Here is a 19,482-nt window from a genome sequence, read left to right on the forward strand (position 1 = left end):
CAGGGAACAGGATGGAACCGCTGTGCCTCTCATAAAAAAGAAAAAAAGCGTAGGGGGCGTAACAACATGGAAAAAGCTGAGTTTTTGCTGGAAATGAACAACATTACTAAAGAATTCCCCGGCGTTAAAGCGCTGGACGATGTTAGTTTAAAAGTAAGACCGGGTTCGGTGCATGCACTTATGGGTGAGAATGGTGCAGGTAAGTCCACACTTATGAAATGTCTTTTTGGTATTTATTCACCGGATGCCGGTGAGATCTTTTTGGATGGTGAGAAGGCTTCTATCAGCAGTTCAAATGATGCGTTAAAAAGTGGTATTTCGATGATTCACCAGGAGTTGCATCCCGTGCCGTTCCGAAGTGTTATGGAGAATATCTGGCTAGGACGTTTTCCAACTAAGGGAATCGGACCGATTCAGTTTATTGACCATAAGAAAATGTTCACTGACACGGAAAATTTGTTTAAAGATCTGGATATCGACCTGAATCCCGAAACATTAGTGGGTAAGCTTTCCGTATCCAAAATCCAATCCATTGAAATTGCGAAGGCTGTCTCTTTTCACTCCCGAGTTATTGTAATGGATGAACCCACTTCTTCCTTAACCAGTGTGGAGGTGGAACATTTATTCCGGATCATACGGGATCTCAGAAGTAGAGGCGTAGCTATTATCTATATATCTCACAAAATGGAAGAGATTCTCGCAATCTCTGACGAAGTTACTATTATGCGTGACGGTAAAAAAATCGGAACCTGGCCAGCGGCGGAATTAACTACAGATCTTATCATTTCAAAAATGGTGGGCCGCGATTTGACCAGCCGTTTCCCTGAACGCTTCAACGTACCTGGTGAAGTATACATGAAAGTGGAAGGCTTAACCTCTCCGGAGGAAAGATCTTTTAAAGATGTGTCTTTCGAATTAAGACGTGGAGAGGTCCTTGGTGTTGGGGGTCTGGTAGGTGCCCAGAGAACTGAAGTAATTGAGGCGTTGTTCGGTCTGCGAGCCTTGAAATCCGGAACGATCTCTATTAAAGGCAAGGTTGTTACTATCAATTCTCCGAAAGATGCTAAGAAACACGGAATGGCTTTGCTTACCGAAGAGCGTCGTGTAACAGGCATATTTCCAGTCTTGTCTGTTCATGAGAATGGTGCGATTGCTAATCTCCATCGTTACCAAAAACCGTACCTCTTGCTGAATAGCAAGAAGAAAAAAGTTGAAGTAGATAAAATGATTGAAAAATTACGAACTAAAACACCTACAACCAAAACGTTAATCATGAATCTTTCTGGTGGTAATCAGCAAAAGGTGCTACTCGCCAGATGGCTGCTTACTGAGCCCGAAATCCTGCTTCTGGACGAGCCGACCCGTGGTATCGACGTAGGGGCTAAATTCGAGATTTACTCCATAATTGCCGACTTGGCCCAGCAAGGGAAGAGTATCATTATGATCTCCTCTGAAATGCCGGAGCTGCTCGGAATGTCTGACCGTGTAATGGTCATGTCGGAAGGACGGCTTACAGGAATATTAGAAGGCGAGCAAGCTACGGAAACCGAAGTTATGCGTCTCGCTGCACAGCATTAAGGAGTACGGATAGGAGAATATGCTTGCGTAATTTTAAGGGGGATCACTACTAATGAACGTTAAAAAAGCTCAATCCTTTGTGACTCAAAACGCAATTTACATTGTGCTGGTACTGCTGATTATGGGGATCATCATATACGATCCAAACTTTATGTCCATCAACACCCTGCGTGACGTACTGATTCAGTCGTCTACACGCGTTATCATCGCACTTGGGGTTGCCTTTATCCTTATTACGGCAGGTACTGACTTGTCAGCTGGACGGGTGGTTGGTTTTACGGCGGTTATCTCCGCTTCGATGCTGCAAATCCCAGACTATTCTCGTCGTTTTTTTCCAGATCTTCCGCAAGTGGAAGTAATCCTTCCTATAGCAATTGCTATCATTGCTGGTCTTCTCTGTGGACTTATAAATGGTATTGTCGTTTCCAAGCTTCACGTTCCGCCATTTATCGCTACCCTGGGGACAATGCTCATCGTGTACGGGCTGAACTCCCTGTACTTTGATATGGACCCGAACCAATCCCAGCCGATTGGTGGTCTGCGTCCTGACTTCACCAAAATTGGTTCCGGCTTTATCGGAAGCGGTCAATATTCAATCCCCTATATCGTGCTGATAGCCCTGGCGGTCGCCGCCATTGTGTGGGTGGTATTCAATAAAACCAAGCTGGGTAAGAACATGTATGCGATTGGCGGAAATATGCAGGCAGCTAAAGTATCCGGTATCGATGTTTCCAAGAACCTGATTTACATCTATGCCATTGCTGGTGCGCTTTATGGTCTGGCAGGTGTTCTGGAAGCTGCTAGAACAGGTGGAGCAACTAATAACTACGGTAACATGTATGAGCTTGATGCCATTGCAGCTTGTGTAGTTGGTGGTGTATCTACAACCGGGGGTATCGGTACTGTGCCGGGTGTTCTAGTGGGGGTTATCATCTTTACTCTCATTAACTACGGTCTGACCTTTATCGGTATTAGCCCGTACTATCAGTTGATTATCAAAGGTTTGATTATTATAGCAGCTGTCGCATTTGATATGCGGAAGTACTCTTCGAAGAAGTAGCAGTGTGTTGATTAGGGAGTAACGTGATAGAGAATTAGAGATTTAGGCGTAGTGATTAAGGGATAACTCCGGGGAATATTGGGCTTACGATCGCTGTTGTTCTCAGATTCCTTGATTGATACTGCGTTAGCTCCGTTACCTATATCACCTCGCTGGGTAGGGCAGAAAAAGCGTTTGCTAGTTATCGCAAACGCTTTTTGGCATGCCTTTTTCGATGGCTTCGCTTCGAAAAAGTAGCAGGTAAAACAAACAACTAACACTGTCACAACCAACATCACTATATCCAATACCGCTACAACAATATCGTGCGAACACCTTCTCCTACTGCCGCCAGTAACCCTATAGCGATTTAGCCACGTCTAAGCCCACTTATATTACATGAAGACACTTCACTTGTTTTTGTTTGAAATGTGGCAAATGAACGGTATAAATCCCGTAGAATCAGCTGAAATGAGCTACAAGTGGTAAAAGAACGGTAAAAATCCCGTAGAATCGGCGGAAATGAGCTACAGGTGGTAAAAGAACGGTAAAAATCCCGTAGAATCGGCTGAATTGAGCTACAGGTGGTAAAAGAACGGTAATAATCCTGTAGAATCGGCGGAGTTGAGTTATTTGAAGCGGATGCATGAAGAAACAAGGGCATAAATACCCCAGAAATAGCGGAAAAGAGCCAAAGTGGAAGAATAAAGGGTATAAATACCCCAGAAATAGCGGAAAAGAGCCATAGTGGAAGAATAAGGGGTATAAATGCCCCAGAAATAGCGGAAAAGAGCCATAGTGGAAGAATAAGGGGTATAAATGCCCCAGAAATAGCCGAAACGAGCTACTGTGGAAGAACAGGAGGTGTAACTGCCTTGAATCGATAGAAACGAGCTACATAGTGAGATAGTGTTGGCGAAACACGCTGATAGCAGCGGAGAGAACGGAATGATTGCGTACAAGCGGTAGCGTTCGCCTTTGTCTCCGAATTTCATCCGAAACTGAGGTACAAATCAAGAAATTTGGAGACAGCAGCGATGGGAGCAACATTCCGTTCGTGGAGCGACCGCTCAGCACATACCTCATCATCACATCAATCGCACTTCCGTGCTCACTCAGCACATCTCGCACAAAATCAAACCCACCCACATACTTACTCTGCACATCCTACGTTACTCCTCGCTCCAGGCGTGCTCCACCCAGTCCCTCCGCCCGTTAGTCCGCTCACGCAAGCCCCGCCTCACCAATTGTACAGCTTTCAGTCTCGCCGTCACGTTCTCCCTCACGCCCCACCTATTACACACCCTAACCTTCCTCCCACACCTCAAAGATCAAAATCACATAAACCAACTTTCTCCCATATTCTATAGGCAAATGCCTTTGTTAAAGGGGAGCGACTCGATGTTAAGGATTAGATTGAATGAGCTGGGGAAAGGGAATGACAATGGTCCATTGCAAGCGGATGTATGGAGATGGGACGGCATTGGCTGGAACGAATATATTACGCAGCAAGAAGAAGATTTCATACGCACAGAAGAGGAGCTGTTCGTTACGATCCCGGCAGAGGCGGGATTATATCGTGTAGACTACTCTAATAAGCCTTATGAGACGCCGTATGTATTACCGGAGTGGGTTGATGACGAATTAAGGAATACTGGGCTACATCCGGCGCCTTTTAATCTTAAAGAGGGTATGCTCTGGGGATATATTAACGACGAAGGTCGTGCTCAAATTGAACCTAGATACGAATATGCTGAGGATTTTCAGAAGAACGGGCTAGCAATTGTACAACGAAAAAACAGTAGCGGACTGATCGACAGCTCTGGAAGGGAGCGGGTGAAGCCCATTTACTCGTTTATTGCCCCTTTTTCGGAAGGACGCGCAGTAGTATCAGATGCGAAAGGGTATACATTTATCGATGAAAAAGGTAAAGAGGTGACTCCAGCCCGTTATGATTATCTAAACTCATTGCATGAGGGACTTGCATTATTTTCGAAACAAAATACAACGGGTGGTCCATCACTATATGGGTATGTAGATGCGCAAGGCAAAGAGGTTTTGCCTGCAATTTATGTGGACGCCAATGATTTCATGAATGGTGTGGCTTTGGTCAAGATTAAAGAGGGAGAGTACGCACTCATTGATCCTGAAGGGAAGATTCTCTATACGTACAATCATCCATTCGTAGGGAGTCCGGGTGATGGGCTGCTCTCCTATCAAGCGACTGAGAACGGTAAGTACGGCTATTTAAACACGGATGGAACAGTAGCTATTCAGCCACAATTTACTTCTGCCTTACCTTTCTCGGAGGGGCGTGCAGTGGTGAATACCGCTGAGAACTATGGCAACGCCTACGGGCTGATTGATAAACAAGGAAAAATGATTATCCCCGCGAAATATTATGAAGTTCTGCAGCTTGGTGAAGGTAGAGCAGCTATAGGAACACCAATATTCCCTAGTCAACCTTATCGAGGCTCACGTTACATTATCGCTGATGCAGAGACAGGAGCAATTCTGAGCAATCATACCCTGCTTGGTGTGAATAATTATCAGGACGGACTGGCATCTGTATATGATGCTAAGGAGACTTTTTTTATAGATCGAACTGGAAAAAGAGCAGCTCAGCCTCCAGTTATTCAAGGGGCGGGAACACTTACCCTCAGTGGACGCCTAATTAGAGCAGATATAGATCAACGTACAGCATATTATGATCGTCAAGGGAAGCAGATTTGGAGGCAAAATGGAGTCATCCCACTGAGACCTCCATATTCAGTAGTCGAGAAGAAGTATAAACCGAACAGGGATTATCTGGTTTACTATCCGGTTGTTGAAGGAATTGCAAGCGCTGAAGTTTCTAGAGAGGTTAATGATAAATTACGGAAGCTTTCGCTAGTCGAAGACCCAGGTAGTAATGGAGCAACACAGGATTTCAGTTATAATGGTGATTTTTCAGTGTCCTTTTTCCGCAAAAACCTTCTAGTGCTGGAGTTAACGGGTTACCGTTATCCTTTTGGAGCAGCCCACGGCATGCCTACCAAAATCTATACACATACTAATGTACGTAACGGAAGGTTCTATAAGCTAGGTGATTTGTTTAAGCCAGGAAGTAGATACGTGGAGAAGCTCAGTAAAATCGTAGGTAAGCAGATTGAGAACGATCCTGAGTACTCCTATGTTTTTCCGGATACGTATAAAGGAATTTCCTCAGATCAGCCTTTCTTTGTAGATAATGAAGCGTTATATCTTTATTTCGCACCTTATGAGATTGCTCCTTATTCTGCGGGTTTTCCTACTTTCCGTATTCCTTATGCAGAAATTATGGGACTTATCTCTACTGAGGGAGAATTTTGGCAATCGTTTCACTAGTTACTTATTATCTATTAGCACACAGAAGTTGCTATTCTCTCGAGAATGGCGACTTTTTTTGCTTTTTAACGCCAATATCGAATGCAATTCATGCTCAGGAAACTTACAATCAAGACTAGTAAATGTTAAAAATTAGAAGAGCACAGCTGATAGATTTATGCTACAATGACTGAGGAACAAATTACAACTTTGTAACATTTGTAGCTGGTCACTCTAAGCAGGAACATATATTACACACAAGAAAGAGGAGATGGCAGAATGAAGAACAAGAGATTAAGAGCAATTATTGGTGGTAGTGTAGCAGCTGTTATGGCACTTAGTATTTCTCTTCCACTCGAAGCGAATGCGGCCTCAACTGAAGTAACAGTAATTAAATCAGGTACTAGCTATGAGCAGGTTTTACAATATTTAAAACAAGCTAACCTACAGGGATTCCCTATTTTTAATAGCACAATCGTGGTGTCCAAGCCTCAAACAGGAACGGTTCCAAATAAAGATACATCTACCGGAACTCCGGTTACTAAGCCTTCGGATACAACTACTGTAACTAAGCCTGTAACTAAGCCTTCGGATACGACCACTGTAACTAAACCTGTAACTAAACCAACTGATACTACAACAAATACAGGTGCTGTGAGCAATAAAGGAACTTATGTTCAACAGATCGTAACACTGGTAAATAAAGAGCGTGCAGCAGCTGGTTTGAAGCCTGTTTCTGGGTTGGACAGCCTTCATAAAGTAGCAGCTACAAAAGCTACGGATATGCGTACTAATAACTATTTTTCACATACTTCACCTACGTATGGTTCACCATTCGATATGATGAAATCCTTTGGGATCACTTATAACGCTGCAGGCGAGAACATCGCTATGGGCCAAAAAACACCAGAAGAAGTAATGAAAGCATGGATGAATAGTCCTGGTCACAAAGCTAATATTTTGAATGCTAATTTCAATTATATCGGTGTAGGGTATGACAATAACTACTGGGTTCAAGAATTCATTGGTAAATAATTAAAAAAATGTTGCTGGAATCAAACGTTCTCCGATGAAAATCGGGGAACGTTTTTTTGTACCCAAACTTTAATCGCTAAATTTTTTTGAGAATTTTCGTATTCAGATTCGGGTTAAATAAGCGGATTAGCTGGATTTATTTCTATTTTAGACATTTGCAAAACCGGTATGGAAGATTTATGTTTATGTACATAGTTAAGATCTTTGTAAAATGTGGAACAATACATAATAGAACGGCACACGGAGGGATGGCTTTGAATGATTCAAAGTGGACATGGCGCACGGTCAGCCTGATTTCCATAGTAACAACAATAATTCTAATTGTAGGTTTAGTTTATGCGGTCAGAGACATCATCTATCCGGTTGGAGAAGCGTCAGGGACCAACTTACCTCAGCAAACAGCCGCTCCAGTGACGGAGACGGTTAAGAAGCTCAAAGTTGTTGCTCTCGGAGATTCGCTAACCAAGGGAACTGGTGATAACACCGGAGAAGGATTTGTTAAGCGTACGGTTAGTGGTTTATCCGCTAAAGGTGTCGAAGTTGATTTACTGGGTAATATGGGAATTAATGGTTTAACAACTGCTGGACTGCAAAGCAAGCTGGATGAAGATGGTATAGATTACGCGCTGCATATGGCGAATGTCATTCTGCTCTCGATCGGAGGGAATGATTTATTCAAGGACTCCAATATTTTGCAGAATAGTGGCGCACTTCAAAGTGAATCCACGACTGATCAAGAGCTGACTCCAGAGTCTTTGCTAGCAGCCCTTCCGGAAGCAGTAGAAAGATTAGGTAAGATTCTGGAGAAAATCACGGAAATCAATCCAAATGCTCAAATTTATTATATGGGGTTATACAATCCCTTTGGTGATATACCAGATCTACTTGTACCAGGTAATCAGGCGGTTGCGAAGTGGAATAATGCGGCAATGGATATTATTAATAAGCACAGCAATATGACATTGGTTCCAACCTTCGACTTGTTTAACAAGCATTTGGACAAATACTTATCAACGGATCATTTTCATCCGAATGGGGATGGCTATCAACGAATTGGAGAGCGATTCATTCAGGCTATACACTAGAACAGAAGTGAGAGCCAGCTTTCTAAGAATGATGATTTGTATTAGATAAAATATCCTTTGAGCAAGTACTAGCTGAGGAAATGACAGTAACAAGGAGCTAAGGAGAATATGACAAAAGCGAACAGTGGAGAATTCAGCCCGGTCGTCTTGTCTGTAGACGGGGTACGGAAAAAAATAGGGCGAAAGTGGATTATAGATGATGTTACGTTTGATGTGAGAGAAGGAGAAATTTTTGGCTTCCTCGGACCCAATGGAGCTGGGAAGACAACTACGATTCGAATGCTTGTCGATTTGATTCGTCCAAGCGAGGGCAAGATTACGGTATGTGGTTACAATGTGAACCGAAATCCGGAAAAAGCGTTGCAATTTGTCGGCTCTATCGTTGAGAATCCTGAGGTATATACCTATTTGACGGGATGGGAGAATTTACAGCATTTTGCCCGAATGCAGCCAGGTATAGATAATGCACGTATTAGTGAAGTCGTAGATATCGTTCGGTTGGATCAACGAATCCATGATAAGGTAAGTACATATTCGCTTGGGATGAGACAACGACTTGGTATAGCGCAGGCTCTTCTGGGACGTCCGCGTCTGCTTATTCTGGACGAGCCTACAAATGGCTTAGATCCAAAGGGAATTAAGGAGCTGCGAGAATTTATACGCAAACTAGCAGATGAGGGTTTAGCGGTATTTGTATCGAGTCATTTACTTAGTGAAATCCAGCTTCTCTGCGACCGTGTTGCGATTATTAGTAAAGGGCGAGTACTTGCAGTGGGTGCGGTAGATGAGCTGATCGCTCGAAATTCTCCGTATGTACTTTGGGAGCTGGAGCCTTTTACTGTAGCTAGGGCATTACTGGCTGATCGCCCAGATATTCAGATTCAGAATCTGGAAGACGTTACCTTGGATGATTCAATAATTGCAGGTATGGGCCCGAATTCTTTAATCACAATTATGGAGCAGGATTTGATCCCCGAGATTGTGGCTGTTATGGTGACTGCTGAAATCGAAGTTAGGGCTGTGCATAAAATCAATCCGACACTGGAACAGCTATTCTTGAAACTAACGGAGGGTGAGAACGTTGAATAATATGCTTCCGCTAATCCGTAATGAATGTTTAAAAATCATAAAAAAGAAACGGTTTTATGTTATACTGCTGATTCTGATTGTACTGGTGCCTATGTTCACCTACGCTCAAATGCGCTCAGCTGAGCGTAGCCGAGATAAATTCAACTCTGATTGGCGCCTGGAGATCCAGCAGCAGATCATTGATAATCAAAATTCTTTGGGTAGCGACCGAATTCCAGAGGAATGGAAGACTTATCGGCGAATATTTGTACAGCAGCTTCAGTACTACCTTCACCATGATGTGAATCCGAACGAGCCAAGTGGCGTTACCTTTACCCGTGAGTTTATGGATAATTCCGTTACTTTATTTATTCCGCTGCTCATTATGGCGGTAGCCTCGGATTTAGTTTCTGCGGAGCGAACTACAGGGACGATCAAAATGCTGCTGACAAGGCCAGTTAAGCGTTGGAAAGTTTTGTTTAGCAAATTAGCGGCTCTGCTTATGTTTGTCTCGCTTATTGTGCTTTCCACCTTTGTGATCAGCTACCTTATCTCTGGTCTTGCTTTTGGATATAAGGGCTTTAATATCCCTGTCTTTACAGGCTTTAAGATCAGTGGAGACTCAGTGGATATGTCTACTGTGCATGCAGTACCACAGTGGAAATATATGCTTATGCAAGGTGGATTGGTCTGGTTCGTAAGTGTCGTAGTTGCCCTGCTTGCTTTTATGATCTCTGTACTTGTAAGGAGCACTGCTGCTAGTATAGTGGTCATGATGGCAGCGCTGATCGCTGGAAATATTCTGACTAATATGGCCTCAGCCTGGACAACTGCGAAATATTTATTTATGGTAAATCTTGGACTGACCGGTTATTTGTCAGGAACTCCCGCACCCATAGAGGGGATGTCCTTGTCATTTTCCATGGCTGTACTGGCTGTATGGGGGGCTGCTTCGGTGATCATTTCATTCGCCGTCTTTACGAAAAGGGATATTTTGAATTAGAATGTACAAAGTGACGAAAACGTTTGTTTGCATTTCTAGAGATATAAGAAAGTATAAGTTTTGCACTTATACTGTATGTCTTATATTTCTCGCTTAAAGGCTTACCGTCTTTATAAGGACGCCGAAGGCGTTAATGCTTGAGTATAGAGAAAAGAAGGAGGAGCATGAATGCTCGAACAGATCGATATGTTTGCTGAAGTTTCTAATAACGGCGAGAATAGCCGTACTGGATACGATGCTGACGACATTCAAGTGCTCGAAGGTCTGGTTGCAGTACGCAAACGACCTGGCATGTATATCGGCAGTACAAGTTCTTCGGGACTACATCATCTAGTATGGGAAATTGTAGATAATGCTGTGGATGAGCATTTAGCCAAGTATTGTACGAAGATTGACTTACTGCTTCGCAAAGATGGCTCAGTAACGGTAACGGACAACGGTCGTGGGATTCCAACTGGAATGCATAAGACAGGAGTGCCAACGCCGCAAGTTGTATTTACAATTTTGCATGCAGGCGGTAAATTCGGTGGATCTGGTTACAAGAAATCAGGCGGTTTGCATGGCGTAGGGGCTTCAGTAACGAATGCTTTGTCTGAATGGCTTGAAGTAGAGATTTATCGTGAAGGCAAAATCCATCGTCAACGTTTTGAATATTGGGTGGACAAGAAGGGGAAAGAGCATGTTGGCGAACCAGTAACGGGCCTTGAAATTCTGGGCAACACCAACAAAACCGGTTCGAAAATTACTTTTAAACCGGATATTCGCGTCTTTCCAAATGGAATTGCCCTGAATTATGATACGCTGGCAGAGCGAGTACAGGAGATTGCCTTTCTGAATTCCGGTCTGCGTATTACGCTGCATGATGAGCGGAGCAATCGTCAGGACGAGTTCTTTTACGAGGGTGGAGCAAGCCAATTCGTACAGTTCTTGAATGAGGGCAAGGATGTTCTACATGATGTTATTCACTTCAGCGCTGAAAAGGACGATATCGAAGTGGAAGTAGCCCTTCAGTACAATGGAGGCTATACAGAAACCTTGGCTTCCTTCGTTAACTCCATTCCTACTCGTAGCGGCGGTACTCATGAGACAGGCTTTAAGACCGCGTATACTCGTGTGTTGAATGATTATGCCCGACGTACACAGCTGCTTAAAGAAAAGGATAAGAATTTAGAAGGAAATGATTTGCGCGAAGGTATGATGGCTGTCATTAGTGTCAAAATGTCCGAGGTTGAATTTGTTGGACAGACGAAGGATCAGCTTGGTAGTGCTTCTGCTCGTAGTGCAGTAGACTATATCGTATCTGAGAATATGGCTCGTTTCCTGGAAGAAAACCCACAGGTAGCACAGAGCCTTCTGAAAAAATCAATTCAGGCCTCGAAGGCTCGGGAAGCAGCTCGCAAAGCCCGCGATGAGATCCGTACAGGTAAGAAACGTAGCGAGAGCTCGAATCTTGGCGGAAAATTATCACCTGCGCAGTCTAAGGACGTTACACGAACTGAGCTGTTTATCGTAGAAGGTGATTCAGCTGGTGGATCAGCGAAGCAAGGCCGTGATTCAAAGATTCAGGCGATCTTGCCGCTAAAAGGGAAACCGATGAATCCGGAAAAAGCCAAGCTGCTGGATATCCTGAAGAACGATGAATATAAAGCGATCATTTCCACGATTGGTGCAGGAATTGGTCCGGATTTTACCGTCGAAGACAGCAATTATTCCAAAATTATCATTATGACCGATGCGGATACAGATGGAGCGCATATTCAGGTGCTGCTGCTGACATTTTTCTATCGTTATATGAAGCCGTTAATAGATGCCGGAAAGGTTTTTATCGCTCAGCCTCCGCTTTATAAGCTGACCCGCAAAACGGGCAAGCTGGAAACCGTAAGGTATGCATGGAGTGATGAAGAACTGCAAAATTACTTAAAGGAATTCGGCAAAAACTTCGAGCTTCAGCGTTATAAAGGATTGGGTGAGATGAACCCTGATCAGCTGTGGGAAACAACGATGAATCCAGAATCGCGTACACTGCTTCAGGTGCAGATTGAGGATGCTGCTAAGGCTGAGCGTCGAGTTTCTACACTGATGGGTGATAAAGTCGATCCACGTAAACGCTGGATTGTTGAAAATGTCGATTTCACTGAAATTGTAGAGTAGTTGCAGTTAGTAGTGCTGCAAGTGACGAATACTTCCACTGTTTTTAATTTTTTGGTGATAGGCAAACGGAGTGGCGGAATCGTTCTGGAGGAGCGTTAGCGTTCGCCTTTGTTTCCGGATTTTATCCGCTAACAGCGGTATAATCAAAAAATCTGGAAACAACAGCGACCGGAAGAATGATCCGCAAAGCGAAGTGAAAGAATATCACCAATCTTTAAGAAAGTGGACAGATTGAGGAACAGAAGGTGAGCCAAGTGAGTAGTTTATCAGAACAATTTTTGCCGGCTTTTCTGGAAGAGGTCGTCGGTGACCGCTTTGGTCGGTATTCCAAATATATTATTCAGGACCGGGCGATTCCCGATGTCCGCGATGGACTTAAGCCTGTACAACGCCGTATTCTTTATGCGATGTACGATTCTGGCAACACGCCTGACAAGCCGTACCGCAAATCAGCCAAAACCGTCGGGGATGTAATGGGTAATTACCATCCACATGGTGACTCCTCGATTTACGACGGTATGGTTCGTATGGCACAGCCATGGAAGATGGGGCATGTTCTCGTTGACGGTCATGGCAACTGGGGCTCGATGGACGATGACCCAGCTGCGGCAATGCGTTATACAGAAGCACGCTTATCTCCGATTGCAATGGAGATGATGCGTGATATCGAGAAGCGGACGGTGCTGTTTAAGGACAACTTTGACAATACAGCCAAAGAGCCTGTGGTTGTTCCTTCCCGGTATCCGAATCTACTCGTAAACGGCACGAGTGGGATTTCCGCAGGCTTTGCCACTGAGATTCCGCCACATAACCTACGTGAGGTTATTGATGCTTGTATCGCAGTGATGCAGAAGCCGGATATTGAACTTGAAGATATCATGACCTTTATGAAAGGTCCGGATTTCCCTACAGGCGGCACTATTATGGGCGGAGACGGCATCATGGATGCTTACCGCACTGGTAAAGGCCGTATTTATTTACGCTCCAAGACTGAGATTGAAAATATGCGTGGAGGCAAGCAACAAATCGTGATTACGGAAGTTCCATTCCAGATTGTAAAATCACGACTAGTTACCTCCATGGAGAATATTCGATTAGAGAAGAAAATCGATGGCATTGCTGAAGTTCGTGATGAGAGTGGACGAGAAGGACTTCGGATTGTAGTTGAACTGAAGAAAGAAGCGGATGCCCAAGGCGTTTTGGCGTATCTGCTCAAAAAAACCGATCTTCAAATCACCTATAACTTCAATATGGTGGCGATTGTCAACAAGGCTCCGCAACAGCTTGGTCTTAAAGCCATCCTGGAGGCTTATATCGCGCATCAGCGTGAAGTAGTGACTCATCGCACCCAATTTGATCTGGAACGCGCAGAAGACCGTGCTCATGTCTTAGAGGGCTTGGTTAAGGCGCTGAATATTCTGGATGAGGTCATCGCTGCCATCAAAGCATCGAAGAACCGTCAGGATGCTCAGAACAATCTCGTGTGGATGTTCGGGTTCAGTGAACGTCAAGCGGATTCTATTCTTACCTTACAATTGTATCGTCTGACGAATTTGGAGATTACTTCACTCCAAAAAGAATTGGATGAAATGATGGCAAAGATTACACATCTGCGTGGCATTTTGGAAAGTGACAAGAAGCTCGTAGCTGTAATCCGTAAGGAATTGCTGGAGATCCGCGACAAATACGGGATCGATCGCCGTTCGCTGATCCAAGGCGAAGTGGAGGAGCTTAAGGTTAGCCTTGAAGCGCTGGTTAACGCAGAGGATGTGCTAGTAGCACTTTCCGCAGACGGTTATATTAAGCGTACAAGTATGCTTTCCTTTACCCGCTCTGGTGGGGAACGTCATACATCAGGCGTTAAAGAAGGCGATCATATCGTTAAGCTGCTCGATGTGAATACCCGTGACAGTCTGCTGGTATTTACGCGCAAGGGGCAGTACTTCTTACTTCCGGTTCACCAGATTCCAGAGTTTAAATGGAAAGAACCAGGTACTGCGATTGTTAACGTTATCGGATTGTCTAAAGGGGATGGGATCATTAGCGTGATTCCGGTCAATAATCTTGATGATCCACAGCAAAGCCTCGTGTTTATCACCCGCAGAGGTCAGGTTAAGCGTACAGAGCTCAAGGAATACTCTACAAGCCGCTCTGGAGCCGTAGCAGCCTGTAAGGTAGCAGACGGTGATGAGATCATTACAGTGGCTACTAGTACGAATGACAAGGACATTGTACTCGTGACTCGTGAAGGAATGAGTATTAGATTCCATGAGAATGAAGTTAATCCTATGGGCCGTGTTGCATCCGGTGTAAGAGGCATTCAGCTTCGTGAGGGCGATGAGGTGATTTCTTGCTTCTGGGTCAGTGAAGATGAAGGTGAGATCCTTTCTATCTCCGATATCGGATATGCGAAACGTTCATTACTAGTGGATTATCCATCTCAAAGCCGCGGTGGCAAAGGGATGCCAACCTTTGAATTTAAGGAAGGCAAGCGAGTACGACCAAATGGCAGTAAATTAGCAGGGGCTTTCTATTGCAGAGAACCGCTGGAACTTAATGCAATTACACGGGAGAATGCACATCATACATTCTCTTCTGAATCTGCACCACTTGGAGAGCGTCGTTCTACAGGCAAACAGATTGTTCCTGTGGAGAAAAAGGATGAGATTGTTAATCTTTTCCCAGCAGTTAAGTAAAACAAACTAGTAATAAACAGATTTATTAAAATATCTTATCAAGGTACTTAGTCAATTCTTCTTGAGAACTGACTAAGTGCCTTTTTTTAATTTTCCCGCTTATCAGTTTAGAAGATTTATTTTTCTTCTTTTGCAGGAAATGGAATTTGTTTCGCGAAAATGTAGTTATACCGGATAGAACCGCAAGGAAAGGAAGGAATCAGTGTGCACGCTTCTGAATTCAGTAAAATTTGGCATAAAATTTTAAAAGATTACAAACTACATATGGACAGTAATCTTGCCCCATCGCTAACGGATGCCCAACTCACAGTACTTGAACTGCTTCAGGAACGTGATGCCATGAAGCCTTCTGATCTGGCTCCACATCTGGCGACCAGTCCTGCAGCGGTTACTATGTTACTTGATCGGATGGAGAAAAATGGGCTTATCATTCGGGAGAGAGATGCTGCGGATCGCCGTATTGTATGGGTGAGTATAACGGAAATTGGAACGCAGGAGACTGTACGTGGTTTGAAGATCCGCAGTGATTTTTTTGCAGAAGCGCTTGATCCGATATCCTCTCATAACCAACAGCTACTACTCTATTTAATGGGCAAAATGGTTGTTACAACTGCACCGGAAGGTTCTACACCATGAATATATACAACAACACTTTATTTCAAAAAAAGAAGGCCATCCATTAACGGATAGCCTTCTTTTGTAATTCCTTGGACCATAAATCCCAAGGATGGGTTTGCGGGGGCAGGGAAATAAGTTCTACTTCTTCTTTAGTAACAGGGTGGGGAAAGCCTACAAGTGCAGACCACAGTGCAATTTGCTGTCCAGGTCTGTTCACCGAAGCCCCATACTTCTGATCACCGTATAAGGGGCAGCCGATGGAGCTAAGCTGCACTCGAATTTGATGTGAACGACCGGTAAGTAAATCGATCTTGAGCAGGCTGTAACCCTCAGCGCTGCCAAGTACTGTGTAATCCAGAATGGCTTCCTTACCGCCGGGTGTTCCTTCCCGGACTACAGTGACGGTATTGCTCTTGGCGTCTTTAAGCAGCGTATCGGTAAGACGGCCATGAGATGCTGGTGGTTTTCCGTGCACGACCGTTAAGTACACCTTATGAAAGCTGTGAGTTCTGACACACTCGGATAGTCTTGAGGCTGCTTTTGATGTCTTGGCAAAGATCATTGCACCCCCAACCGGACGATCCAGGCGGTGGACTAGCCCCATATAGACGTTGCCAGGCTTGTTAAAGCGTTCCTTCACATTTTCTTTGAGCAGGTTGAGCAGATCAGGATCTCCAGTAGCATCCTCCTGAACAGGAATATTCACGGGCTTCACTATGCCTAGAAGATGATTATCTTCGTATAACACTTCAAAGCGCTTCGACATTCCGTCTAGCGGCTCGTTGCTGCCAGATAAATGCTGTGTCATGGCTTACGCCTCCCAGCGTCCCAGAATACCGCATGGCAGGTTCATGCCGGAGGAAGTGATCGGAAGACCGATTTCACCGGAGGTGAGCTTCCCGCCATAACGTTTACCCATGGTCATCGACAACATATTACGTAGGACAGTTGGAGAAATCCCAGTGGTGTATGAATTGATTAGCATAAACAAAGGTTTGTCGCTCATTATTTGCATACAGCTCTCAAGGAAAGGATATAAGCTGGATTCCAGCTTCCACATTTCTCCGCCAGGTCCTCTTCCATAGGAAGGCGGGTCCATTATAATCGCATCATACTTACTACCACGACGTTGTTCACGTTGTACGAATTTGAATACGTCATCCGTGATGTAGCGAACTGGACGCTCGCCCAGACCGGACAGCTGGACATTTTCTTTGGCCCATTGCACCATTCCTTTGGCTGCATCCACGTGAACAACAGAAGCGCCGGCACTTGCGGCGGCTACAGTAGCTCCACCAGTGTAAGCAAATAGATTCAGTACTGAGATCGGACGGTTAGCAGCCGCAATCTTGTCCATCATCCAGCTCCAGTTGGCCGCTTGTTCAGGGAATAACCCTGTATGCTTAAAATTTGTAGGACGCAAATGGAATTTTAATTTTCCGTAACTAATTTTCCAATCATCCGGAATTGTTTTCTTCATTTCCCATTGTCCACCACCGGCTGAGGAACGGTGATAATGACCGTGTACATCACGCCATTTCGCTGTCTCATTGGAGAGTGGCCAAATAATTTGTGGATCCGGACGGCGCAGGATAATGTCACCCCAACGTTCAAGCTTCTCTCCACCGCCAGTGTCAATTACTTCATAGTCTTTCCAGTCGCTAGCTATATACATTTTTTAATCCATCCTTCAAAAATTCATTTAGCCTTTATTGTACATCATTTCACCATATAGCTACAAACAAAATACGCACAAGCCCAACACTCTACTTATTTTATCCAATGAAGATTATGTGTATAATATTTCCATGCTCACAGCTAATATTCTGGCAGATCAAGCAATGATTGTGTATGATCAGATATCAGAGTCTTTACAATATTTATGATCGGAGAATAGCAGCTTATGTTCAATCTCGCGCCTCTATATTTCCCTATAACTGCAAATCCAGCACAAACTAGTGAATTTCTACCCAGTCAAGCTTTGCAGCCATATATTCGCTGTTTCTGGGGTTCTGTTACACCGCGTATTCCTACAGAGGCATCCGTTCACGTAGTGGACAAGACATCTGGTTACGAACCTCGAATGGAAACAATTATTCCAGATACATGCATGGACATTATTTGGAATCTGAATGAGTCGACAGGCTTAACAACTACCGTTTTTTCCGGCATCAATGATGCTCCTTTTGAAGTCCCTTCAGACAGAGGGGAAGGTATGATCTCAACCTTTGGTATCCGATTTCATTTCTGGGCCGTTCATTTTTTTGCAGATGACCATCTCCGGGATGTCCTGAATGCATTTGTAGATGTGGACCAATACTTTTGTACTTTTAAAAAAGAGCTAGGACTTCTGCTGGAACAAGCAAATTCTATGAATGAAAGGATAGCGGCAGCTGAGGCTTATCTTTTTCAGCGTCTTGAGCGTGGTGGACGGACTAATGATCGGATGATGAATGCAATTTATACCCTAATTAGACAAAAGGGTGTGGTAACAGCTGAGGATTTGGAAACCAGCTCTAATCTAAGCAGACGTCAACTAGAAAGACTGTTTCAAGAATACATAGGTGTATCGCCTAAAAAAACAGCTGATCTTGTTCGATTTCAGAATGTATGGCGGGAAATGTATCAACTGCCTGTGCAGATGAAGAATATGCAGGATCTTATTTTTACGTATGGATTCAGCCACCAGCCTCATTTTATAAACAGTTTCAAGAAATATGCAGGAAGAACACCACTTGAGGCGTTAGTCTATGCGGGCAGATAAATGTCGCAATTTTGCAATACAAAGGGTGCTAGCCTTGTTAAACTCAAGTAAGAAATGGGCACTATGATGATGAGAATGAAAGGGGACAAATTATGATTTCGTCTTTTGAAGGTACTAACATCTACACTAAGGATACTGCTGCGTTGGCTGCATTTTATTCGGAGGTGCTAGGGATTTCAATTCCGTTCGAAGGCTACGGCAATTTTGATGGCGCAAAGATTGGATTCGACAAGAAGCAGCCTGGAATCATCATTTGGGATGAGACGAAATGGGAAAAGCTCACGACTGGCTTTGTTAATTTAGTATTCGGCTGCGATAATCTCGATGAGACGTACAAGCAGTTAAAGGCAAAGGGACTGGATTGTCAGCCACCGGTTACGATGGCGTATGGCGGAAAAGAAATGAATTTCCGCGATCCAGATGGTAATCACATTACCTTGCTCGAAGGAGCATACTAAATAATTTTGAACAAAAAAGGGATTGAACGCAAACATCAACCGTGTGAATAAACGGGAGTTTGCGTTTTTTTATTTTTATTCATTTGACAATGATAATCATTATCAAATAGAATGAGGGTGAAGCACACATCATTTAAATTTTATGTTTAGTAATGGGAGGAACAGAAAGATGACTAAAGTGCTAGTGGCATACGCCAGTCTAACTGGAAACACTGAGGAAATGGCAGAATTAATTGTAGAGGGAATACGCCAAGCAGGCGGTGAAGCCGTTTTGAAATCGGTCACTGAATGTAACGCGGTTGAGATAAATTCATATGAAGGCGTTCTGTTAGGAGCATACACTTGGGGAGATGGCGAGCTACCTGATGAAGCTCTTGATTTCTATGAGGAGATGGATGAGCTTGATTTGACCGCTATGAAATCAGCAGTTTTTGGCAGTGGAGACACAGGTTACGCGATTTATTGTGGAGCCGTGGACTTATTCGTGGAGAAGTTAAAGGAACGTGGAGCTGTGATATTACAGGATAGTCTTAAGATTGAATATGGCCCGAACGCTGCTGAAAAAGAAGCTTGCCGTCAATTCGGTCGTCAATTTATCGAAGCTTGTATGGTGGCATCATAGGATGGGCGGGCCAGCGGGAA

Annotated in this window: 16 protein-coding genes; 13 read left to right on the top strand and 3 right to left on the bottom strand. The window is 44.1% G+C overall.

Features of this window, described 5'->3' with window-relative positions; genetic code table 11:
• The first annotated feature begins 66 nt into the window (after positions 1 to 66).
• Together MKY52_RS18915 and mglC are read left to right on the top strand one after the other, a co-directional pair.
• The gene (locus MKY52_RS18915; RefSeq protein ID WP_341052798.1) at positions 67 to 1,578 is read left to right on the top strand and encodes a sugar ABC transporter ATP-binding protein; all 1,512 of its coding nucleotides are present in this window, start codon (positions 67 to 69) and stop codon (positions 1,576 to 1,578) included.
• Between the two features lie 52 nt (positions 1,579 to 1,630).
• On the top strand, positions 1,631 to 2,638 hold the full coding sequence (mglC, locus tag MKY52_RS18920; RefSeq protein ID WP_076284599.1) for a galactose/methyl galactoside ABC transporter permease MglC: 1,008 nt from the start codon (positions 1,631 to 1,633) through the stop codon (positions 2,636 to 2,638).
• Positions 2,639 to 3,511: 873 nt separating this feature from the next.
• Here the strand turns inward: mglC and MKY52_RS18925 are convergent.
• Positions 3,512 to 3,781 (bottom strand): hypothetical protein, encoded by a 270-nt coding sequence (locus tag MKY52_RS18925; protein WP_341052799.1) that lies wholly within the window; start codon positions 3,779 to 3,781, stop codon positions 3,512 to 3,514.
• Positions 3,782 to 4,018: 237 nt separating this feature from the next.
• On the opposite strand from MKY52_RS18925, the gene MKY52_RS18930 reads away from it, so the two are divergent.
• The 8 genes from MKY52_RS18930 to MKY52_RS18965 all read left to right on the top strand — a co-directional run bounded on the left by MKY52_RS18930 (position 4,019) and on the right by MKY52_RS18965 (position 15,636).
• Positions 4,019 to 5,983, top strand: coding sequence for a WG repeat-containing protein (locus tag MKY52_RS18930; RefSeq protein ID WP_341052801.1), 1,965 nt, complete (start codon positions 4,019 to 4,021; stop codon positions 5,981 to 5,983).
• A gap of 258 nt (positions 5,984 to 6,241) precedes the next feature.
• Complete coding sequence (locus MKY52_RS18935; RefSeq protein WP_341052803.1) at positions 6,242 to 6,997, top strand: CAP domain-containing protein; 756 nt, start codon at positions 6,242 to 6,244, stop codon at positions 6,995 to 6,997.
• A 248-nt stretch (positions 6,998 to 7,245) separates the two neighbouring features.
• On the top strand, positions 7,246 to 8,082 hold the full coding sequence (locus tag MKY52_RS18940) for a GDSL-type esterase/lipase family protein (protein ID WP_341053459.1): 837 nt from the start codon (positions 7,246 to 7,248) through the stop codon (positions 8,080 to 8,082).
• A gap of 108 nt (positions 8,083 to 8,190) precedes the next feature.
• Positions 8,191 to 9,171 (top strand): ABC transporter ATP-binding protein, encoded by a 981-nt coding sequence (locus MKY52_RS18945; protein ID WP_341052804.1) that lies wholly within the window; start codon positions 8,191 to 8,193, stop codon positions 9,169 to 9,171.
• Positions 9,164 to 10,153, top strand: coding sequence for an ABC transporter permease (locus tag MKY52_RS18950; protein WP_042190048.1), 990 nt, complete (start codon positions 9,164 to 9,166; stop codon positions 10,151 to 10,153). Before MKY52_RS18945 ends, MKY52_RS18950 begins: the two co-directional genes overlap by 8 nt.
• Positions 10,154 to 10,321: 168 nt before the next feature.
• Positions 10,322 to 12,304, top strand: a complete 1,983-nt coding sequence (gene parE, locus MKY52_RS18955) for a DNA topoisomerase IV subunit B (RefSeq protein ID WP_042190046.1) — start codon at positions 10,322 to 10,324, stop codon at positions 12,302 to 12,304.
• A 254-nt stretch (positions 12,305 to 12,558) separates the two neighbouring features.
• Positions 12,559 to 15,000, top strand: a complete 2,442-nt coding sequence (gyrA, locus tag MKY52_RS18960; protein WP_042190043.1) for a DNA gyrase subunit A — start codon at positions 12,559 to 12,561, stop codon at positions 14,998 to 15,000.
• A gap of 204 nt (positions 15,001 to 15,204) precedes the next feature.
• Positions 15,205 to 15,636 carry a MarR family winged helix-turn-helix transcriptional regulator gene (locus tag MKY52_RS18965; protein ID WP_076284605.1) on the top strand — a complete coding sequence of 144 codons (432 nt, stop codon included), beginning with the start codon at positions 15,205 to 15,207 and terminating at the stop codon, positions 15,634 to 15,636.
• A 43-nt stretch (positions 15,637 to 15,679) separates the two neighbouring features.
• Here MKY52_RS18965 and MKY52_RS18970 read toward each other — a convergent pair whose 3' ends face one another.
• Positions 15,680 to 16,426, bottom strand: a complete 747-nt coding sequence (locus tag MKY52_RS18970; protein WP_341052805.1) for an RluA family pseudouridine synthase — start codon at positions 16,424 to 16,426, stop codon at positions 15,680 to 15,682.
• A gap of 3 nt (positions 16,427 to 16,429) precedes the next feature.
• The gene (locus MKY52_RS18975) at positions 16,430 to 17,293 is read right to left on the bottom strand and encodes a class I SAM-dependent methyltransferase (protein ID WP_042190039.1); all 864 of its coding nucleotides are present in this window, start codon (positions 17,291 to 17,293) and stop codon (positions 16,430 to 16,432) included.
• Between the two features lie 228 nt (positions 17,294 to 17,521).
• Here MKY52_RS18975 and MKY52_RS18980 point away from each other — a divergent pair, with 228 nt between their 5' ends.
• From MKY52_RS18980 to MKY52_RS18990, 3 genes are all read left to right on the top strand, one after another.
• The gene (locus MKY52_RS18980) at positions 17,522 to 18,382 is read left to right on the top strand and encodes a helix-turn-helix domain-containing protein (RefSeq protein WP_341052806.1); all 861 of its coding nucleotides are present in this window, start codon (positions 17,522 to 17,524) and stop codon (positions 18,380 to 18,382) included.
• Between the two features lie 92 nt (positions 18,383 to 18,474).
• Positions 18,475 to 18,840, top strand: coding sequence for a VOC family protein (locus tag MKY52_RS18985; protein WP_341052808.1), 366 nt, complete (start codon positions 18,475 to 18,477; stop codon positions 18,838 to 18,840).
• A gap of 169 nt (positions 18,841 to 19,009) precedes the next feature.
• Positions 19,010 to 19,462: a flavodoxin gene (locus tag MKY52_RS18990; protein ID WP_042190032.1), complete on the top strand. Its 453-nt coding sequence runs from the start codon at positions 19,010 to 19,012 to the stop codon at positions 19,460 to 19,462.
• Positions 19,463 to 19,482 lie beyond the last annotated feature (20 nt).

It is taken from the genome of Paenibacillus sp. FSL P4-0184 (genome assembly GCF_038004625.1).
In the GTDB taxonomy this organism is placed as follows: domain Bacteria; phylum Bacillota; class Bacilli; order Paenibacillales; family Paenibacillaceae; genus Paenibacillus_AQ.